8 protein-coding genes are annotated in these 18847 nt (G+C 74.6%); 3 read left to right on the forward strand and 5 right to left on the reverse strand.

The genetic code is table 11. The annotated features are described in order from the left end of the window. Nucleotides 1-220 precede the first annotated feature (220 nt). Nucleotides 221-739: an RNA polymerase sigma factor gene (locus ABZ693_RS18015; RefSeq protein ID WP_359877856.1), complete on the reverse strand. Its 519-nt coding sequence runs from the start codon at nucleotides 737-739 to the stop codon at nucleotides 221-223. A 46-nt stretch (nucleotides 740-785) separates the two neighbouring features. Continuing rightward, entirely contained in the window at nucleotides 786-2006 is a 1221-nt protein-coding gene (locus tag ABZ693_RS18020) for a phthiocerol/phthiodiolone dimycocerosyl transferase family protein (RefSeq protein ID WP_435842457.1), read from the reverse strand. Between the two features lie 501 nt (nucleotides 2007-2507). Here ABZ693_RS18020 and ABZ693_RS18025 point away from each other — a divergent pair. The 3 genes from ABZ693_RS18025 to ccrA are packed head-to-tail and all read left to right on the forward strand — an operon-like array spanning nucleotide 2508 to nucleotide 16226. Continuing rightward, nucleotides 2508-11096, forward strand: a complete 8589-nt coding sequence (locus tag ABZ693_RS18025; protein WP_359877861.1) for a non-ribosomal peptide synthetase — start codon at nucleotides 2508-2510, stop codon at nucleotides 11094-11096. Then, nucleotides 11089-14985 carry a type I polyketide synthase gene (locus ABZ693_RS18030; protein ID WP_359877864.1) on the forward strand — a complete coding sequence of 1299 codons (3897 nt, stop codon included), beginning with the start codon at nucleotides 11089-11091 and terminating at the stop codon, nucleotides 14983-14985. Before ABZ693_RS18025 ends, ABZ693_RS18030 begins: the two co-directional genes overlap by 8 nt. Nucleotides 14986-14987: 2 nt before the next feature. Continuing rightward, nucleotides 14988-16226 (forward strand): crotonyl-CoA carboxylase/reductase, encoded by a 1239-nt coding sequence (ccrA, locus tag ABZ693_RS18035; RefSeq protein ID WP_359878032.1) that lies wholly within the window; start codon nucleotides 14988-14990, stop codon nucleotides 16224-16226. A gap of 158 nt (nucleotides 16227-16384) precedes the next feature. Here the strand turns inward: ccrA and ABZ693_RS18040 are convergent, their stop codons facing one another. From ABZ693_RS18040 to ABZ693_RS18050, 3 genes are read right to left on the reverse strand one after another with little or no spacing between them, the layout of a single operon-like run. Next, a complete protein-coding gene (locus ABZ693_RS18040; RefSeq protein WP_359877867.1) occupies nucleotides 16385-17044 on the reverse strand; it encodes an enterobactin synthetase in 660 nt (219 codons plus the stop codon). Between the two features lie 4 nt (nucleotides 17045-17048). After that, nucleotides 17049-18527: a class I adenylate-forming enzyme family protein gene (locus tag ABZ693_RS18045; RefSeq protein ID WP_359877869.1), complete on the reverse strand. Its 1479-nt coding sequence runs from the start codon at nucleotides 18525-18527 to the stop codon at nucleotides 17049-17051. Further along, complete coding sequence (locus ABZ693_RS18050; RefSeq protein ID WP_359877871.1) at nucleotides 18527-18781, reverse strand: acyl carrier protein; 255 nt, start codon at nucleotides 18779-18781, stop codon at nucleotides 18527-18529. The genes ABZ693_RS18045 and ABZ693_RS18050 overlap by 1 nt, the downstream gene beginning before the upstream one ends. Between the last annotated feature and the right edge of the window lie 66 nt (nucleotides 18782-18847).

Here is an 18847-nt window from a genome sequence, read left to right on the forward strand (position 1 = left end):
TTGTGTACTTTTTGGTTTATTCAAATAAAGCGCCCCGGCACGCCCGCAGCGTGGCCGGCACCGGCTCTCGTCGCGGACGGCGGCCGGGCCGGTCGCGGCCCGGCTCACCGGCGTTCCCTGACCGAGCGGCGGCGGCGCATCGCATCCCCTCAGTGACATCGGTGACATCGGTGACATCGGTGACATCCGTGGCATCGGTGGCAGTCATGATCGACGGATCTCAGGCCGCCGACGGCTGCCACGCCTCACGGAACCGCAGGCGGGCCCGGTGCAGCCGGGACCGTACGGTGCCCACCGGCAGCGACAGGAGCCGGGCCATCTCCTCCTCGTTGAGGCCGTAGGCGCGCAGGGTGAGGACCTGCCGGTGGGACGTGGACAGCCGGTCCAGGACGTCGCTGATGTGGACGGCGTCCAGCGGGTTCGTCTCCTGCCCCGCCTCGACCCCCGGGTACGGCCCCTCCTCGCCCGCCCGCTTCACGACGCGCACGGCCTCGCGGACCGTCACCGAACGGACCCAGCCGTAGAACGCGGTCGGCTCGCGCAGGGTGCGCAGGCCGCGGTAGACGGCGAGGAGGGCCTCCTGCGTGGCGTCCGCGCCGTCGTCGCGGGTGATGGTCCGGCACAGCCGGGCGACGTAGGGGATGATCCCGGTCAGCAGCTGGTTCATGGCCTGCTCGTCGCCCGCCTGGGCGCGCGGCAGCAGTGTCAGGGGCGTGGGGATGTCGCTGACGTTGTTCATGCCGGCGAAAGGCTCCTTAGGGTGGCCGGTGCGGTGCGTGAGCCGGTCATCCCGCCGGTGCGGGAGCGGGCTCGGCGGCGTCGGTGAACGTGCCGAGCACCGTGCCGACCTCGTCGCGGAAGGCCTGGACGAATTCCGGGCTGAAGCAGGCGGTGAAGTGCGGGAACTCGATGGCGAGCCGCCCTTCGAAGGAGACGACGCAGGCCATCACGGGACTGCGTCCTGCCGCCGGGAAGTAGTGCTCCCGGGCGGGCAGCAGCCGGACGTCGGTGGCCACCAGGCCCGCGGGCAGCCGGGGGCCGGGGACGACGCCCATGTTCGTGGCGATCACGGTCGCCAGCTGCAGGGTGGGGTTGCGGGGGACCTCGGGCGTGATCCGCATCTCGTGGAACGGTCCGTCACCCGCGACGAACGCGCCGAGCCGGGCATGGACGGTGCGGGCCAGCTCCCACGGGTCCGTGTCCGGGGTGACGTCCAGCGTCTGGAGGTGGGAGGTGACGGCGGGGACCATCGTCAGCGCGGGAATCGGGGGCGTCAGCCGCGAGCGCAGGTCGACCGGGGAGAGGCAGCCGAGCGTGCGCGCCTCGTCGCCGGGCAGCCGCCGGCGCGCCGTGGCCAGCAGGGCGGCGGCGATCAGGGCGTGTACGGACACGCCCGCCGTACGGGCGCTGCGGCGCAGCCGGTCGGTGCGCTCCGCGTCCAGGGCCAGCCGGCACACCTCGATCCGGCCCTCGGCGGCGGCCGGGTCGGCGACGTCGTAGGGAATCAGCTCCGACGGGTGCCGGCGCGCCTCGTCGGTGCGCCGCTCCAGATGGGCGTCGGTCCTCGCCCGGTCGGCCGGGGGCAGCAACGCGCTGACGGGCGGCGGGTACGCGCCGGTGCCGTCGGGGGCGCCGGCCCGCTCCCCTTGCTCGACCAGATTCCGGTACCGGTCCCAGATCTCGTTGAGCAGGGCGATTCCGCTGTGCCCGTCGACGATGGTGTGATCCACCGAGAGGACGAACAGATGCTCCTCGCCGCCGGGGGCGCTCACCAGGACCGCGCGGCTCAGCGGACCGCCGACGGACAGCGGTGTGTTCAGCTCCGTCGCGAGGGCCTGCTCGGTCGCGCCGGTCCGGACGTTCAGCCGGGGACGCTCCGCCTCGTCCAGCGGGTCCAGCGCGAAGCCCTCGCCGTCCGGCACGATCCGGGTCCGCAGCGACGGATGCGCCGCGGTGACCCCGTCGAACGCGGCCGACAGCGCCTCGGCGTCGAGGCGGCCACGCAAGGCGCAGGAGAGAACCGCTCGGCTTCGCTGTCCGACGTACAGCGTTTCCACCGGACACAGCACACGGCGCATCACTCAGGACCTCTTTTCGTCCACTCATTCCCGGAGGCCGCACCCGGCTGACGACGGGTCAATGCGGGGAGTCCGGTTCCACGTCCTTTCGAGAGTGCACGGTCGGGGCCGGGAGAATCCAGCCGAGGCGGCCCCGTGCCGGAAAGTCTCGTGTTTTCCCTAAAACTTGTCGCGGACGCCGCTATCCCGGAACCCGCGTTCTTCAGGGAAATACCTGAATTCCGTTCCGGGGGCCCGGTCCGGCTTGACGGTGTCCGACCGGCTGTCCCAACGTGAGGACCGCGTGAACCGGCGGCGGGCCCCGACAGGGCCGTGCCCCGATCAGTGCGGCCCGTGATGCCGGCCCCGTGGGCCGAGGCCGCTTTCCTGTCAGACCGGCCCGGCTTTCGCCGGCCGGCTCGCTACGGCTTGCCACGTGAGGGTTGTGCTATGTCACTCCGCGAGGAGTCTTTCCCCCAGGACGAACGTCGATCACTGCCCGGGCCTCTGTCCGGCGCCCAGGAGGGGCTCTGGTACGCGCAGCGGCTCGCCCCCGGGAACGCCGCGTACAACACCGCGGAGGCGGTGGAGATCCACGGTGCCCTGGACTCCGGGCTGTTCGAGACGGCGCTGCGCCGCACGGTGGGCGAGGCCGGCACCTTCGCGCTGCGCTTCCTCGACACCGACGACGGCCCCCGCTGCCGTCCGGCGGAGGACGCCGCCGACTGGCCGCTGCACCGGGCCGACGTACGCGACGCCGCCGACCCGGAGGCCGCCGCCTGGGAACGGATCCGCGCCGACCTCGCGACCCCGGCGGACACCGACAAGGGACCGCTGTTCGCGCACACCCTGCTCACCCTCACCGCCGAGCGGCACATCTGGCTGCTGCGGGCCCACCACATCCTGCTCGACGGCTACAGCTACAAGCTCCTCGGGCGACGCATCGCCGAGGTCTACAACGCGCTGGCCGAGGGGCGCGACCCCGGACCCGGCACCTTCGCGCCGGCCGACCGGCTTCGCGCGGAGGAGGCGGCCTACCTCGCCTCCGAACGGCACGGCCGCGACCGCGACCACTGGGCCGCCCGCCTGGCCGGCCTGCCGGAACCGGCCCGCCTCACCCGCCGTACGGCCGCGCCGAGCGTGCCGTTCCTGCGCCGCACCGCCGAGTGGGACGCTCCGGACACCGAGGCGCTGTCCGCCGCCGCGACCCGGCTGGACGTCACCCGCACCGACCTGATCACCGCCGCGGTCGCCGCGTATCTGCACCGCATGACCGGCGAGGACGACCTGGTCCTCGGCATGGCCACCATGAGCCGGCTCGGCAGCGCGGCCCTGCGCACCCCCGGCACCGCCTCCGATGTGCTGCCGCTGCGCGTCACCACCCGACCCGGCACCCCCGTCGCGGAGTTCGCGCGCGCGGTGGCCGCCGAGCTGGCGGCCCTGCGCCGGCACCAGCAGTACCGCGGCGAGTCCATCCGCCGCGACCTCGGCCTGCTCGGCACCGGACGCCGCCTGTACGGTCCCGTGCTGAACATCGTGCCCTTCACCGAGGAGCTGGACTTCCAGGGCAGCACGGCCACCTGGCACCACCTGTCCGGCGGTGCCGTCGACGACCTCCAGATCAGCGTCCGGCCCGGGGTCCGCTCCGGCACCCTCTGGTTCGCCTTCGACGCCAACCCCGCGCTGTACGACGAGGACGAACTCGCCCTCCACCGCGACCGGTTCCTCACGCTGTTGCGGCGGCTGACGCGGGCGGAGCCCGCCACCGCGCTCGCCGACCTCGACCTGCTGTTGCCCGGGGAGCACCCGCGCGACCTGCCGGCCCGCGACATCCCCGTCACCGCCACGCTCACCGAGCTGTTCGAGCGGCAGGCGCACGACGGACCCGAGCGCGTCGCCGTGACGCACGAGGGCAGCCACCTGACCTACGGCGCGCTCAACGAGGAGGCCAACCGGCTGGCCCGGCTGCTCGTGGAACGCGGCGCCGGACCCGGCCGCGTGGTGGCCCTCGCGCTGCCCCGCGGCCCCCGGCTGCTGCCCGCCCTGCTGGCCGTCCTCAAGACCGGCGCCGCCTACCTCCCGCTGGACCCCGGGCACCCGGCCGAGCGGCTGCGGCTGGTCATCGAGGACGCGGCGCCCGTCCTCCTGGTCACCGAGAACGGCGCCGCCGGGGACCTCGGCGGCGACACCCCCGCCGTCCTGCTGGACGACCCCGCCGTCGCCACCGATCTCGCGGCACGCCCGGCCGGTGACCTGACCGACACCGAGCGCGGCGGGCCGACCGGCCCGGCCGACATCGCCTACATCATCCACACGTCCGGCTCCACCGGCCGGCCCAAGGGCGTGCCCGTCCCGCACGCCAACGTGGTCCGGCTGTTCGACGCGGCCGAGCACGTCGACTTCGGCGCCGACGACGTGTGGACCCTCTTCCACTCGTACGCCTTCGACTTCTCCGTGTGGGAGATCTGGGGCGCCCTGCTGCACGGCGGCCGGCTCGTCGTCGTGCCGTACGCCGTCAGCCGCTCCCCGCGGGACTTCCTGCGCCTGCTGCGCGACGAGGGGGTCACCGTCCTCAACCAGACGCCGTCCGCCTTCGAACAGCTCGTGGACGCCGACGAGGGGCCCACCGCCGGCGCGCTGCGGTACGTCGTGTTCGGCGGGGAGGCCCTGCGCCCCGAGCGGCTGCGCCCGTGGACCGCCCGGTACGGCTTCGACCAGCCGGCCCTGGTGAACATGTACGGCATCACCGAGACCACCGTGCACGTCACGTACCACCGCCTCACCCCGGCCGACCTGGCGGATCCGCGCCGCGGCGGGGTCATCGGCAGCCCGCTCGCCGACCTGCGCGTGTATCTCCTGGACGCGGAGGGCCGGCCCGTACCGCCGGGCGCCCCGGGGGAGATGTACGTGGCCGGCGCCGGCGTGGCCGCCGGGTATCTGAACCGCCCCGACCTGACGGCCGAGCGGTTCCTGGACGACCCCTACGGGTCCTCCGGCAGCCGGATGTACCGCTCCGGCGACCTGGCCCGCAGGCGCTCCGACGGGAGCCTCGAGTACCTCGGGCGCGCCGATCAGCAGGTGCAGCTGCGCGGCTTCCGCATCGAGCCCGGCGAGATCGAGGCCGTCCTCGCCCGGCACCCCGGCGTCGCCCGTGCCGCCGTCGTCGTACGGCAGGCCCCCAACGGGGCCCGGCAGCTCGTCGCCTACACCGTCAACGCCGGTGAACAGGCGCCCGCCGCAGCCGAGTTGCGGGCCCATGCCGCCGCCCATCTGCCCGAGTACATGGTCCCCGCCGCCTGCGTGCCCCTGGACACGCTGCCACTGACCGCCAACGGCAAGCTGGACACCGACGCCCTGCCCGTGCCCGACTTCACCGGGACCGCGGCCGGCGTCCGGCCGGCGAGCCCCGAACAGACCCTGGTCTGCGGCCTGTTCGAGGACGTGCTGAAGCTGCCCCGGGACACCGTGGGCGTCGACGCCAACTTCTTCGAGCTGGGCGGCGACTCGCTGCTCGCCACCCGGCTGCTGGCCCGGCTGCGCCGTGCGTCCGGCACCGACGTGCCCATCAGCACCCTGTTCGAGACGCCGACACCGGCCGCCCTCGCCGCACTCCTCGGCGGCGGCCCCGGCACCGCGCCGGCCCGGCCCGCCCTGGGCGCCCAGCCGCGTCCCGCACGCGTCCCGCTGTCGTACGCCCAGGAACGCATGTGGTTCCTGAACCGGCTCGACGGCGCGGCGGCCACGTACAACATCCCCCTCGCGGTGCCCCTCGGCTCCGCCGTCGACACCGAGGCGCTGCGCGCCGCGCTGGGCGACCTCGCCGACCGGCACGAGAGCCTGCGCACGGTCGTCGCCGACCACGACGGCACGCCGTACCAGCGGATCCTGCCGGCCGGGGAACTGCGTCCGCGGCTGCGCGCCGTCGACTGCCCCGCCGAGGAGATCGCCGCGCACCTGACGGCCGCAGCCCGGCACAGCTTCGACCTCTCGGCCGAAAGCCCCCTGGCGGCCTGGCTGTTCGGCACCGGCGAGCAGCGGACCCTGCTGCTCGTCCTGCACCACAGCGCCGCCGACGGCTGGTCTTTGCGCCCGCTGGCCGATGACCTGAACACCGCCTACGCGGCCCGCCGCGCGGGCACCGTCCCCGCCTGGGACGCGCTCGCGGTCCAGTACGCCGACTACGCGCTCTGGCAGCGCGCCCTGCTCGCCGCCGGGCAGGACGGTACCGGCGAGGCCGAGCGGCTCACCGCGCACTGGCGGAAGGCGCTCGCCGGAGCGCCCGAGGAGTGCACCCTGCCCGGCGACCGGCCGCGGCCGTCGGCACCGCGCGGCGGCGCCCATGTCACCGCGCATGTGCCCGCCGCCCTGCACCGGGACCTGGCCGGCCTCGCCGAACGCGAGGGCGTCAGTCTGTTCATGGTGCTGCACGCCGCCGTCAGCGCGCTGCTCAGCCGCGCCGGCGCCGGCGAGGACATCGTGCTGGGCGTCCCCGTCGCCGGCCGCCTCGAACCCGGCCTGGACGATCTGATCGGCCTGATCACCAACACCCTGGTGCTGCGCGCCGACACCTCCGGCGACCCCGCCTTCCGCGAGCTGCTGGCCCGCGTCCGCCCGGGGGACCTGGCCGCGCTCGACCACCAGGAACTGCCCTTCGACCGGCTGGTGGACGAACTCAACCCGCCCCGCTCGTCCGGCCGGCACCCGCTGTTCCAGGTCATGCTCGCCCTGCAGAACAACGAACCCGCGCTGCTCCGACTCGACGGACCCGCGGTGCCGTTGCGGCCCACCGCCACCGGCACCGCCAAGTTCGACCTGTTCGTGGACGTCCTCGAACGGCACACCGCCGACGGGACCCCCGACGGACTGGACCTGCACGTCGAGTACGCCACCGACCTCTACGACCCCGCCACCGCAGAGGAGTTCGCCCGCGCCCTGGGCGGACTGCTCGCGGCCGTGTCCGCCGACCCGGACGTACGGCTCGGTCTGCTCCCCGCGCCGGCACCGCGTACGCCCGCCGCGGACCGTCCGTCCGACGGCGTGGCCCTGACCGAGGCGGCCCTGTCCGTACCCGGCGTACGCGACGCCGTCGTGCTGCCCGCGGCCGACGGGGGAGCACCCCGGCTGTTCGTGGTGCCGGGCCGCGCGGAGGCCACCGAGGGCGTCGAACGGCTGCTGGAGCGTACCGGCGCCGGTCCCGTCCGCGTCACCGCCGTCAGCACCCTGCCCCGCGCCGCCGACGGCTCCCTCGACGCGGCCGCCCTCGCCGCCCTGCCGGTGGTCGACCCCCGCGCCGCCGAGGAATGGCAGCGCCACCTCGCCCGCGCGGGCGGTGTCTCCACGGCCGAGGTCACGGTGGAGAACACCCCTGAGGAACTGGCCCGACGGCACGCCGGCACGCGGCGCCGCGACACGGAGACTGCACCCGGGGCGGCCGTCCCCACGGCGGCCGGCCGCCGTCCCGCGCTCAGCGAGGGCCCCGAGCTGACCGAACCCTCCGTCTCCGCCTGGAGCGAGGCCCTCGTCCGCGCCGCCGAGCGCGCCCGCGGCGACATCGTCCACGTCCGCGCCGACGGCAGCGAGACCCACCGCGACTACGCCTCCCTGATCCCCGAGGCCTCCCGGGTCCTCGCCGGACTCCGGCGGGCCGGACTGCGCCCCGGCGACCAGGTGATCCTCCAGTGCGACGACAGCGAGGACTTCCTCGCCGTGCTGTGGGGCTGCGTCCTCGGCGGCTTCGTCGCCGTCCCGCTCACGGTCCCCGCCTCCTACGACACCTCCTCGGCCGCCCTCACCAAACTGGAGGGCATCTGGCGGATGCTCGGCCGGCCCCCGGTCGTCTGCTCGCCCGCGCTGGAGGCGGGCCTGCGCGGCCTCGCCGACCGGCAGAACTGGCCCGGCCTGCGCCTGACCACCGCCGAGGCGCTCCGGGACGCGCCCGAGGACCGCGACTGGTACGCCGCGAAGCCGGACGACCTCATCCTCATGCTGATGACCTCCGGCAGCACCGGCCTGCCCAAGGCCGTCCGGCTGACGCACCGCAACGTGCTCACCCGGTCCGCCGCCACCGAGGCCATGAACGGACTCGGTGACGGCGACGTCACCCTCAACTGGATCCCGCTCGACCACGTCACCGGCGTCGTCATGTTCCACCTGCGGGACCTCTACCTCGGCTGCCGGCAGATCCACGCGCCGACGTCCTGGATCCTCCAGGACCCGACCCGCTGGATGGACCTCGCCCACCGGTACCGGGTCTCCGTCACCTGGGCCCCCAACTTCGCCTTCGGTCTGCTCGCCGAGGACACCGACCGCTTCCGGGACAGCGGCTGGGACCTGAGCCCGATGCGGCTGGTGATGAACGCCGGCGAGGTCGTCGTGGCCGCCGTGGCCCGCGGCTTCCTGCACGCGATGCGACCCTTCGGCATGCCTCAGGACGTGATGCACCCCGGCTGGGGCATGTCCGAGACCTGCTCCGTGGTCACCGACTCGGTGCTGCCCGCCGAACCGTCCGGCACCGACGAGACCTTCGTCAGCTGCGGCCTTCCCTACCCCGGCTTCGCCATGCGCGTCGTCGGCGAGGACGGCGCGCTGCTCGCCGAGGGCGACGTCGGCCGGTTCCAGGTCCGGGGCACCTCCGTGACCGGCGGCTACCACGACAACCCGGCCGCCAACGCGGAGGCGTTCACCGACGACGGCTGGTTCGACACCGGAGACCTGGCCTTCCTGCGCGACGGGGAACTGTTCATCACCGGCCGGGCCAAGGACGTCATCATCGTCAACGGCGTCAACCACTACAGCCACGAGATCGAGTCCTGCGTCGAGGAACTGCCCTCCGTCGTCCGCAGCTTCACCGCGGCCTGCGCGGTCCGCTCCGATCCGGCCGCCACCACCGACGAACTCGCCCTGTTCGTCCACCTCGCCCCCGGGCCCGACCGCGCCGCCGCGCTCCGGGAGATCGCCGGCAAGGTCACCCGCGAGATCGGCGTCAGCCCCGCCTTCCTGGTCCCGGTCGGCCCCGACGACATCCCCAAGACGGAGATCGGCAAGATCCAGCGGACCAAGCTCCGCAAGAGCTTCGAGGCGGGCGACTTCGACGACGCCGTCCGCGAGGCCCAGCTCCTGATGGGCACCGCCGCCACCCTGCCGGACTGGTTCCTGCGGCCCGCGTGGCAGCCGGCCGCACCGCACCAGGCGCGCGTCCTGCCGCCCGGCCGGCACACGCTCGTCCTGGCCGGCGCCGACCACCGGGCACACGACCTCGCCGAGCGCCTGGCCCGGTCGCTGCGTGCCGGCGGTGCCCGCTGCACGGTGGTCACGGACGGGACGGCGTACGCACGCCTCGACGCCGCCCGCTACCGGACCAGGCCCGCCGACGGCGCCGACCACGCGGCGCTGCTGCGGGACCTGGACGCCGACGGCCGGCCGGTCGACGCCGTCGTCCACCTCGCCGCTCCCTCTGTCGGCGGTGCCGCCCCGGACGACGCGAGCGCCCGGACCCTGCTCGCCCTGGCCCGCTCCCTCGGCACCCGGCCGGCGGACCTGCTGCATGTGACGGCGGGCGCCCAGGCCGTCACCGGCGACGAACTCCCCTCGCCGGCCGAGGCGATGGCCGGCGCGGTCCTCAAGTCGCTGCGCGAGGAGACCGCGGGGCTGCGCTGCGTCCACCTCGACCTCGAGCCGGGCGCCGACCCCGTACCGCTCGTCCTGGCGGAAGCCGCGCAGCCTCCGGTGGAGACCGAGGTGGCCTACCGGGCCGGACACCGCCATGTGCGCCGGCTGGCCGCGCTGCCCGAGGCGCCGGCCCGCGTGGAGCCGCCCGCCGCCGAGGGCTTCCACCTGATCAGCGGGGGAACGGGCGGTGTCGGCACCGAACTCGCCGCCCACCTGCTGCGTACCCCCGGCACCCGGCTGCTGCTCCTCGGCCGCACCGCGCCCGCCGCCGGCGGCCCGCTGCCGGACTCGGCGGATGTGCGCTACGCCCAAGCCGACGTCACCGACGAGGAACAGGTCCGCGCGGCCGTCGACGCGGCCACCGAGGCCTGGGGCGTCCCCCTGGTATCGGTCTGGCACCTGGCCGGCGCTCTCGTGGAACGGCCGGCCGCGGACCTGGACGCCGACGCGTGGCGGACGGCGCTGGCCGCCAAGGCCCACGGCGCCTGGACCCTGCACCGGGTCAGCGCCGACCATCCGGTGACCTCGTTCGTGCTGTTCTCGTCGGTCAACGGCTGGTTCGGCGGCGCCATGAACACCGCCTACGCCGCGGCCAACGCCTACCTGGACGCGCTCGCCCTGCACCGCCACGCGCAGGGTCTGCCCGCGCGGAGCCTGGCCTGGAGCATGTGGCGGGAACGCGGCATGAGCAGCGGATACGGGCTCACCGCCCTCACCGAGGCCCGCGGCTACCGGGTCCTCGACGCCACCGCCGCGCTCCGCTCCCTCGATCTCGCCCGCACCCTGCCCGAACCTCACCTGCTGATCGGTGCCGACCGCACCGCCCCCTGGGTCCGCAGCCACCTCGCCGAACCCGCGCGGGGCGTACGACGGCTGGCCGGACGCGTCGCCCTGGAGGAGGGCGCCGACCTCGGCGCCCTGCACCACGCGGCGGTCGGCGCCGCGGGCAGCGCCCCCTGGGTGCTGCGCGCCGCCGGCAGCGCCGAACGGCCGCCCGCCACCGAGGAACGGCAGCACGACCTGGAACAGAGGATCGCCGCCCTGTGGTGCGGCGTCCTCGGCCGCGACCGGATCGGCCGCGAGGACAACTTCTTCGACCTGGGCGGCAATTCGCTGCTCCTGGTCAGCGCGCAGAACGCCGTCAACCAGGCGTTCGGCAGCGAGGTGACCGTGGTCGACCTGTTCGCCCACCCCACCGTGCGCGACCTGGCCGGCCACCTCGCCGCCCGGCTGCCCGCAGCCGGGACCCCGGACGACACCGCCGGGGACGCGCCGAGCGGTCTGGACCGGGCCAAGGAACAAGCACAGCGGCAGCGCGCGGCCCGGGCCCGCCGTACCCCGCGCAACGGAAAGGGCCGAGGCCATGCGTGACCACCACGACACACCGGACATCCCGGAGGAGGCACCGGCCGTCGCCGTCATCGGCATGGCCGGCCGGTTCCCCGGCGCCGACGACCTCGACGCCTTCTGGGACAACCTGGCCGCCGGCCGCGCGTCGGTACGGCCCGTCACCGACGAGGAGTTCCTGGCCGCCGGGGGAGACCCGCGCGACCTGGACGACCCCTCGCTGATCCGGATGGCCTCCGTCGTCGAGGGCATCGACCGCTTCGACTCCGGCTTCTTCGGCTACACCCCCGCCGAGGCCGCGGTCGTCGACCCCCAGCAGCGCCTGCTCCTGGAGACGGCGTACCAGGCCCTGGAGGACGGGGGCCGGCTCGCGCCCGGCACCGACAACGGCAGCTTCGGCGTGTACGCGGGCAGCGGCGACAGCCGCTACTACCCCGCGCACATCCACCCCCGGTACGCCGGACAGCCCGGGTCCATCGAGCTGGTGCACGCCGCCACCGCCAACTCCCTCGGCACGCTCGCCACCCGGATCTCCTACGAACTGGGCCTGACCGGACCGAGCGTGTCCCTCCAGACGGCGTGCTCGACCGCGCTGGTCGCCGTGCACACCGCCTGCCAGGACCTGCTCGACTACCGCTGCGACACCGCCCTCGCCGCCGCCGTCTCCCTCAACCCCTCGGCGCTGCTCGGCTACCGCCACGTACCCGGCGGGCCCTTCTCGCCGGACGGGTACTGCCGGGCGTTCGCCGCGGACGCCGCCGGCACCTCCTCCGGGGACGGCGTCGGCGCGGTCGTCCTCAAACGGCTGGACGACGCGCTGGCCGACGGTGACCGCATCCGGGCCGTCATCCGGGGCAGCGCCGTCAACAACGACGGCCGTCGCAAGGTCGGTTTCACCGCGCCCAGTTCGGTGGGACAGGCCGAGGTCATTCTCGCCGCCCAGGCCCACGCGATGGTGGACGCCGGCACCATCGGACTGGTCGAGGCGCACGGCACCGCGACCCGCCTCGGCGATCCCATCGAAGTCGCCGCCCTCACCGAGGCGTTCGGGCAGTCCACCGAGCGGCGCGGCTACTGCGCGCTGGGTTCGGTGAAGACCAACATCGGCCATCTGGGCGCGGCGGCCGGCATCGCCGGACTCATCAAGGCCGTCCTCGCCCTGGAGCGCCGCCAGATCCCGCCGAGCCTGCACTTCGAACGGCCCAACCCGCTCATCGACTTCGCGGCCGGACCGTTCCGTGTGCCCACCGCACTGGAGGACTGGCCGGATGCCGGCCACCCCCGGCGCGCCGCGATCAGCGCCTTCGGCGTCGGCGGCACCAACGCCCACGTCGTCCTGGAGGAAGCCCCGGCCCCCGCGCCCGCTCCGCCGCGCGCTCCCGAGGACACCGGCCGGCTGGTGCTGCCGCTGTCCGCGCGCACCTCCGGTGCCCTGCGCGGCCAGGCCGAGGCCCTGGCCCGCCATCTCGAACACCGGCCGGACCTGCGTCTGGACGAGGTGGCCCAGGCGCTGCGTACGAGCCGACCCGCCCTGCGCCACCGGCTCACCGTGACCGCCGCCTCCCGCGACGAGGCCCTGTCGGCACTGCGTACCGCCGCTCCCGCCACCCCGGCCGTGCCGGACGAGCCCGCGCGGGTCGCGTTCCTGCTGCCGGGCGGCGGCACCCAGTACCCCGGCATGGGCGCGGAGTTGTACCGCGACCACGACGTCTACCGCGACATCGTGGACGAGTGCGCCCGCATCCTGCGCCCCGTCCTCGGCGCCGACGTACGCGCCTCCCTCTACGAGGGCGCGCCCGCCGACCACACCACCACCTTCCTCGGACTGGTGGCCACCGAGTACGCGCTCGCCCGCACCCTGATGGCCGCCGGCGTCCGCCCGGACGCGCTGATCGGCCACTCCCTGGGCGAGTACACGGCGGCCTGTCTGGCCGGGGTCGTCGACCTCGCCGACATGCTGCCCCTGGTCGCCGAACGCATCCGGCTGATCAGTGAGGCGGGCGGGGCCACCGTCGGCGTCGCGGCCCCGGTCGAGGACGTAATGCCGCTGCTCGGCGACGAGTTGTCCCTGGCGGCGGTGAACGGACCCGCCGCCTGCACCGTCGCCGGGTACGACGAGGCCGTGGCCCGCTTCGAGCGTGAACTCGCCCGCCGGGACGTGCCGTTCCGCCGGGTGCGGATCCCGGCCGCCGCGCACTCCCACGTCCTGGACCCGGTCCTCGCGACCTACGAGAAGCACCTGCGCGGCGTCACCCTGCGCCCGCCCCGCATCCCGTTCGTCACCAACGTCACCGGCACCTGGGTCACCGACGAGCAGGCGACGTCCGTCTCGCACTGGCTCGACCACACCCGCGGCACCGTGCGCTTCGCCGACGGCATCGCCGCCCTGTGGGAACGCGGGCGCCCGGTCCTGCTGGAGATCGGACCGGCGGACACGCTCACCAAGCTGGCCGCCGCCCGACTGGCCCCGGACGCGCCGGTGACCGTCACCAGCATGCGGCACGCCAAGGCCGAGGCATCGGACGGCTTCGTCCTCGCCGAGGCGCTGGGCCGGCTGTGGAGCGCCGGCGTGGAGAGCGCGCTGCCGCCGGTGCCGGGCGCGCCCCGGACGGTGCCGCTGCCGCCGTACGCCTTCGAGCGGCACCGGCACTGGATCGACGCCCCGGGAGCCCGCGCCACCGGCTCCGACGCCCCGGACCCGGCCCTGTCCGGGCCGGACCTCGCGCCCCGGCCGCGACTCGCCACCGAGCACGTGCCGCCGCGCACCGACCGCGAGCGCGAGGTCGCCCGGCTCTGGGAGGAGACCCTCGGTATCGGCGGCATCGGCGTGCACGACAACTTCTTCGACCTCGGCGGCGACTCCATGCGCGCCGTCCTGCTGGCGGGCCGCCTGCGCCAGGCCGGTGTGCTCGACCTGGCGGCCGCCACCCTGCTCGCCGCCCCGACCATCGCCGGCGTCCTCGCCGCCACCGACGGCACCGAAGCCGCCGACGACGGCGCGGACCAGCCGTCGTCCGGCACCCCGAGCGCCTTCGCACCGCTGCTGCCGCTGCGCGCCGAGGGCGGCGCCACCCCGCTGTTCTGCGTGCACCCCGGCGCCGGTGTCTCCTGGCGCTACACCGGACTGCTGCCCCACCTCGGCGGCGACCAGCCGGTGTACGGCATCCAGGCCGCCGGCCTCGACGGCGGCCGGCCGCCCGCGCCCGACGCCCCGAGCATGGTCGCCTCCTACGTCGGCCTCGTCCGCGAGGTCCAGCCGCACGGTCCCTACCGGCTGCTCGGCTGGTCGTACGGCGGCTTCGTCGCCCACGCGATGGCCCGCGCCCTCCAGGACCAGGGGGAGCGGGTGGAGCTGCTGGCCATGCTGGACGCCCCGCAGCCGTACGGCGACGACGCGTACGACACGGCGGCGGCCGAACGCCAGGTGGCGGCCCTGCTGATGCGGGTGGCCGGTCTTCCGGTGGACACGGGGGCCGAACTGCCCGGCGTAGGCGATGTCCTGGATCTCATCGACAGCAAAGTCGCGGCGGATCCGACCAGTTCACCCGTCACCCGGGCGCAGGCCGCCGCGATCGCGGACGTCATGCGCAACAACCTGCGGATCGCCCCGCAGTTCGAGCCCGGCGCGTTCGACGGCGACGTGCTGTTCTTCGGCGCCGACGACGAGACGGCCGCGGACGGGCCCGGCGACCTCGCCGTCCAGCCCGGCAAGGCCGACGCCTGGCGCCCCCATGTGCGGGGCACTCTGCACGAACTCGCGGTGCCGTGCGGGCACTACGAGATGACCGAACCCGAGCCGATCGCCCTGATCGGCAAGGCCGTGGCCGAGGCCCTGCGCGGTACGCCGGACTTCCGCCGGCCCGTACCCGATCCGCGCCCGGGTCGCCCCGACCGTCCAGGAGACACCGCATGACCATGACCGCCGCCCAGGAACTCTACGAACTCGGCGACGCGCCCGAACTCGGCAGCGTGCCCCGGAAGATGTACGCCTCGCTCATCCGCCGGGAGCGCTACGGACAGCCCGTGGACGCCTTCCGTACCGAGGTGGTCGACGTGCCCCCGGTCCGCCGCGGCCAGGTGCTGGTCAAGGTGATGGCGGCCGGCGTCAACTACAACAACGTCTGGGCGGCGCTGGGCCGGCCGCTCGACGTGATCGGCGTCCGGCAGAAGGCCGGCGAGACCGAGGACTTCCACATCGGCGGCTCCGACCTGTCCGGCATCGTGTGGGCCGTCGGCGAGGACGTCCGGGGCGTCCGGCTCGGCGACGAGGTCGTCGTGCTCGCCAGCCGCTGGGACGAGACCGCCGAGGACATCCGGCTCGGCGGCGACCCGGCCGCCTCCGCCACCCAGCGGGTGTGGGGCTACGAGGAGAACTACGGCTCCTTCGCCCAGTTCGCGGTCGTGGACGACTACATGTGCCACCCCAAGCCCGCCCGGCTGTCCTGGGCGGCCTCCGCTTGCTACATGGCGACCGCCGCCACGGCGTACCGCCAGCTCTTCGGCTGGGACCCGCACACCGTCCGGCCCGGCGACCCCGTGCTGGTCTGGGGCGGCGCCGGCGGCCTCGGCAGCATCGCCATCCAGCTCGTCCGGCACGCCGGCGGCATCCCGGTCGCCGTCGTCTCCAGCGAGGAACGCGGCGAGTTCTGCGTGGGGCTCGGCGCCAAGGGCTGGATCGACCGGCGCGACTTCGACCACTGGGGGAGGATGCCCGACACCACCGACGAGGCCGCGATGAGCCGCTGGCTGTCGGGGGCACGCGGTTTCGGGCGGCGGTTCTGGGAGGTGCTCGGCGAGCGCCGCAACCCGCGGATCGTGCTGGAGCATTCCGGCGCCGACACCATCCCCACCTCGATGTACCTGTGCGACAACGCGGGCATGGTCGTCATCTGCGGCGGCACCACCGGCTACAACGGCGACGTGGACCTCCGCTTCCTGTGGATGCGGCAGAAGCGGCTGCAGGGTTCGCACGTGGCCAGCGCCCGCGAGGCCCGCGAGGTCACCCGTCTGATCGACCAGGGTGTCATCGACCCCTGCCTCTCCCGCACCTTCACCTTCGAGGAGACCGGCCTGGCCCACCAGCTCATCCACGACAACCGCCACCCGGCGGGGAACATGGCGATCCTGGTGAACGCGTCGGAGCAGCCCGTGTGACCAGCGGCGAACGAGCCGATCGGCGACCCACCCGGCCAGGCAAGGGGGTGGGCGCCGATCGGCTCGACGTCGCGCGCGGTGCGTGCGCGGCGCGTGCGCGGTACGGGGGCGGTCGCCGTGGTGGCGGTCCCTGTACGAGGGTCGGTGCCGGGGGCCGGTCAGCCCGCGTCCCGGCCGAGCACCACGCTGAACACCCCCGGGCCGGCGTCGCGCACGCGGACGCGCACCGTGCGCGCCACGGCGTCCCGGGTCGACACCCGCAGACAGCCCGCATCGCCCGGCCGGGCCCGCAGGTCGCGCAGGGTGCCCGCGGGGCCGTCGCCCGCCAGGGCCTTCCACGCGGCCTCCTTCGCGGAGAAGAGGTCCGTCACCGGCCAGGTGCGCAGCAGGTGCTCCTCGTCCTCGCGCAGGATCAGCCGGGCCGCGCCGGGCGGGAGCGGGCGGAGTTCCAGGTCGCAGCCGAGGGGGGTGTCGTGGCCGGGCGCGCGTGCCACCGCGGCCGCGACCCCGGCGCTGTGCGAGATCGACGCCGCCCGGCCGGGCGGGAAGCACGGCCGCCGGCCGGCGCGGGGCACGTCCCCGCAGTCGAGCCCGACCGCGCCGAGCGCACGGCGCGCGGCGAGCCGGCCCGCGAGGAACTCGGACCGGCGGGGCGTGGGCATCGACGCGATCGCCGCGGCCTCGCCGGGTCCGGCGGGGGCCAGGTGCGGCTCGACGGCGAAGGCGAGCCCCATGCCGAGGCCCGCCTCCGTCAACTCCGCCTGCCATACGCCCCGTTGGATCTCGTCGAAGAGAGGGCCGGAGCCCGGCGGGCGCACGTCCTCAGTCCCGCAGCAGCTTCTTGACGATCTTGCCGGCCGGGTTGCGGGGAACCCGCTCGATGAACTCCACCCGCCGCGGACGCTTGTACGGGGCCAGCAGCCGCGAGACGTGCCCGAGGAGTTCCAGGGCGCCGGTGCCCGGCTCGGCCACCACGTACGCCAGGGGAACCTCGCCGTAGTCCTCGTCCGGTATCCCGACCACCGCCGCGTCCCGCACCGCGGGGTGGCTCAGCAGGGCGCGCTCGACCTCCGAGGGGTAGACGTTCTGTCCGGCCCGGATGATGAGGTCCTTGGTGCGGTCCACGAGATGGATCCGCCCCGCCTCGTCCAGGAACCCCAGGTCACCGGTCCTGATCCAGCCGTCCAGGCCGATCTCGCGGGTGGCCTCCGGATCGTTCCAGTAGCCCTGCATCACGCCGGGCCCGCGCACCACGATCTCGCCGATCTCGCCGCCCGGCAGCTCCGCCCCGTCCGGCCCCACCGCGCGGGCGGACATCCCGGGGATCACACGACCGCACGGGATGCGCGCCGTCACGTCCCCGGGCGCCGGGTGCTCGTCGGGACCGAGGGTGACGAACGGGCCGCCGACCTCCGTCATGCCGTACACCTGCCGGAAACCGCAGCCGAGGCGCCCCGAGGCCTCCTCGTACACGTCGAGGGGCATGGGCGCGGCACCGTAGAGGATCTCCCGGAGCGTGGACAGGTCGGTGTGGTCCGCGCCCTTGGCCTGGAGGGTGAAGCGCAGCATCTGCGGGACCAGCCACATATGGGTCGCCCGGTGCCGTTCCACCGCGGCCAGGGCCCGCTGCGGGGTGAAGCCCGGCATGAGCACGATGGTCGCGCCCGCGGCCATATAGGTGAGCGACACCACCATGCTGCCGTGGTACAGCGGGCAGCAGTTGACCATCACGATGTCGTCGGTGGGCCGGGCCGACACCAGCCAGCCCAGGGCGATGGCCCGGAAAGAGGCACTGTCGACCGTCACCCCCTTGGCCTGGCCGGTGGTCGCCGAGGTGTGCAGCACGGCCACGGGGTCGGTGTCGGCCACGACGGGCAGCGCCCGCTCGGGCGCCACACTGCCCAGCGTCTCGAACGCCGGCTTGTCCAGCGCCACCCGGAGCCGTACGGACGCCGGCAACTCCGGGTGTCGGTCCAGGAGTTCACTTTCCCCGAACACGGCGACCGCGCCGACCCGGGCCACGATGTCCGCGACCTCGGGCACGGCCAGGCTGTGGTTCAGCGGCACGAACAGCGCGCCGAGCCGGGCGAGCGCGAAGTAGGTCTCCAGGACCTCGATCCGGTCCTTGGACAGCACGGCGACCCGGTCGCCGCGCTCGATGCCCAACTCCGCCATGCCTCGCGCGAGTTCGATCGTGCGGTCGTGGAACTGCCCCCAGGTGACCGCGCGCTGCTCGTCGACCAGCGCCGTCCGCTCGGGAAAGCACTGCCGGTTGCGTTCCAGCAGCTGGGTCAGCCACATCAGGCGTCGCCGCCCGCACCGGCCGCGGTCCGCTCGGCGACGAACCGCTCGTAGTCGGCGATCGAGTGCAGCTTCTCCATGTCGTCGGCGGTGATCTCCACGCCGGCCCGCTGCTCGACCAGCAGCACCAGCCGGACCAGATCCCCCGAGTCGATCCCGCTCGCGGCGAGGTCGACGTCGTCGCCGACCCGTCCGGCGTCCGCGTAGTCCTCCATGCCGGTCAGCTCGACCAGCAACTCCCGGATGGTGCTCATCGGTTACTCCTTTTCATCCCGGCGGGCCGGCCGTCGGGCGACTCGCCCGACGGGCCGCCGAGCGGA

This window comes from Streptomyces laurentii, assembly GCF_040635425.1.
GTDB lineage: Bacteria > Actinomycetota > Actinomycetes > Streptomycetales > Streptomycetaceae > Streptomyces > Streptomyces laurentii.

What these genes read in the sequence shown, in the direction of transcription:
- ABZ693_RS18025 (WP_359877861.1), top strand. Translation starts at nt 2,508, where the DNA reads ATGTCACTCCGCGAGGAGTCTTTCCCCCAGGACGAACGTCGATCACTG.
- ABZ693_RS18030 (WP_359877864.1), top strand. Translation starts at nt 11,089, where the DNA reads ATGCGTGACCACCACGACACACCGGACATCCCGGAGGAGGCACCGGCC.
- ccrA (WP_359878032.1), top strand. Translation starts at nt 14,988, where the DNA reads ATGACCGCCGCCCAGGAACTCTACGAACTCGGCGACGCGCCCGAACTC.
- ABZ693_RS18045 (WP_359877869.1), bottom strand. Translation starts at nt 18,527, where the DNA reads ATGTGGCTGACCCAGCTGCTGGAACGCAACCGGCAGTGCTTTCCCGAG.
- ABZ693_RS18015 (WP_359877856.1), bottom strand. Translation starts at nt 739, where the DNA reads ATGAACAACGTCAGCGACATCCCCACGCCCCTGACACTGCTGCCGCGC.
- ABZ693_RS18050 (WP_359877871.1), bottom strand. Translation starts at nt 18,781, where the DNA reads ATGAGCACCATCCGGGAGTTGCTGGTCGAGCTGACCGGCATGGAGGAC.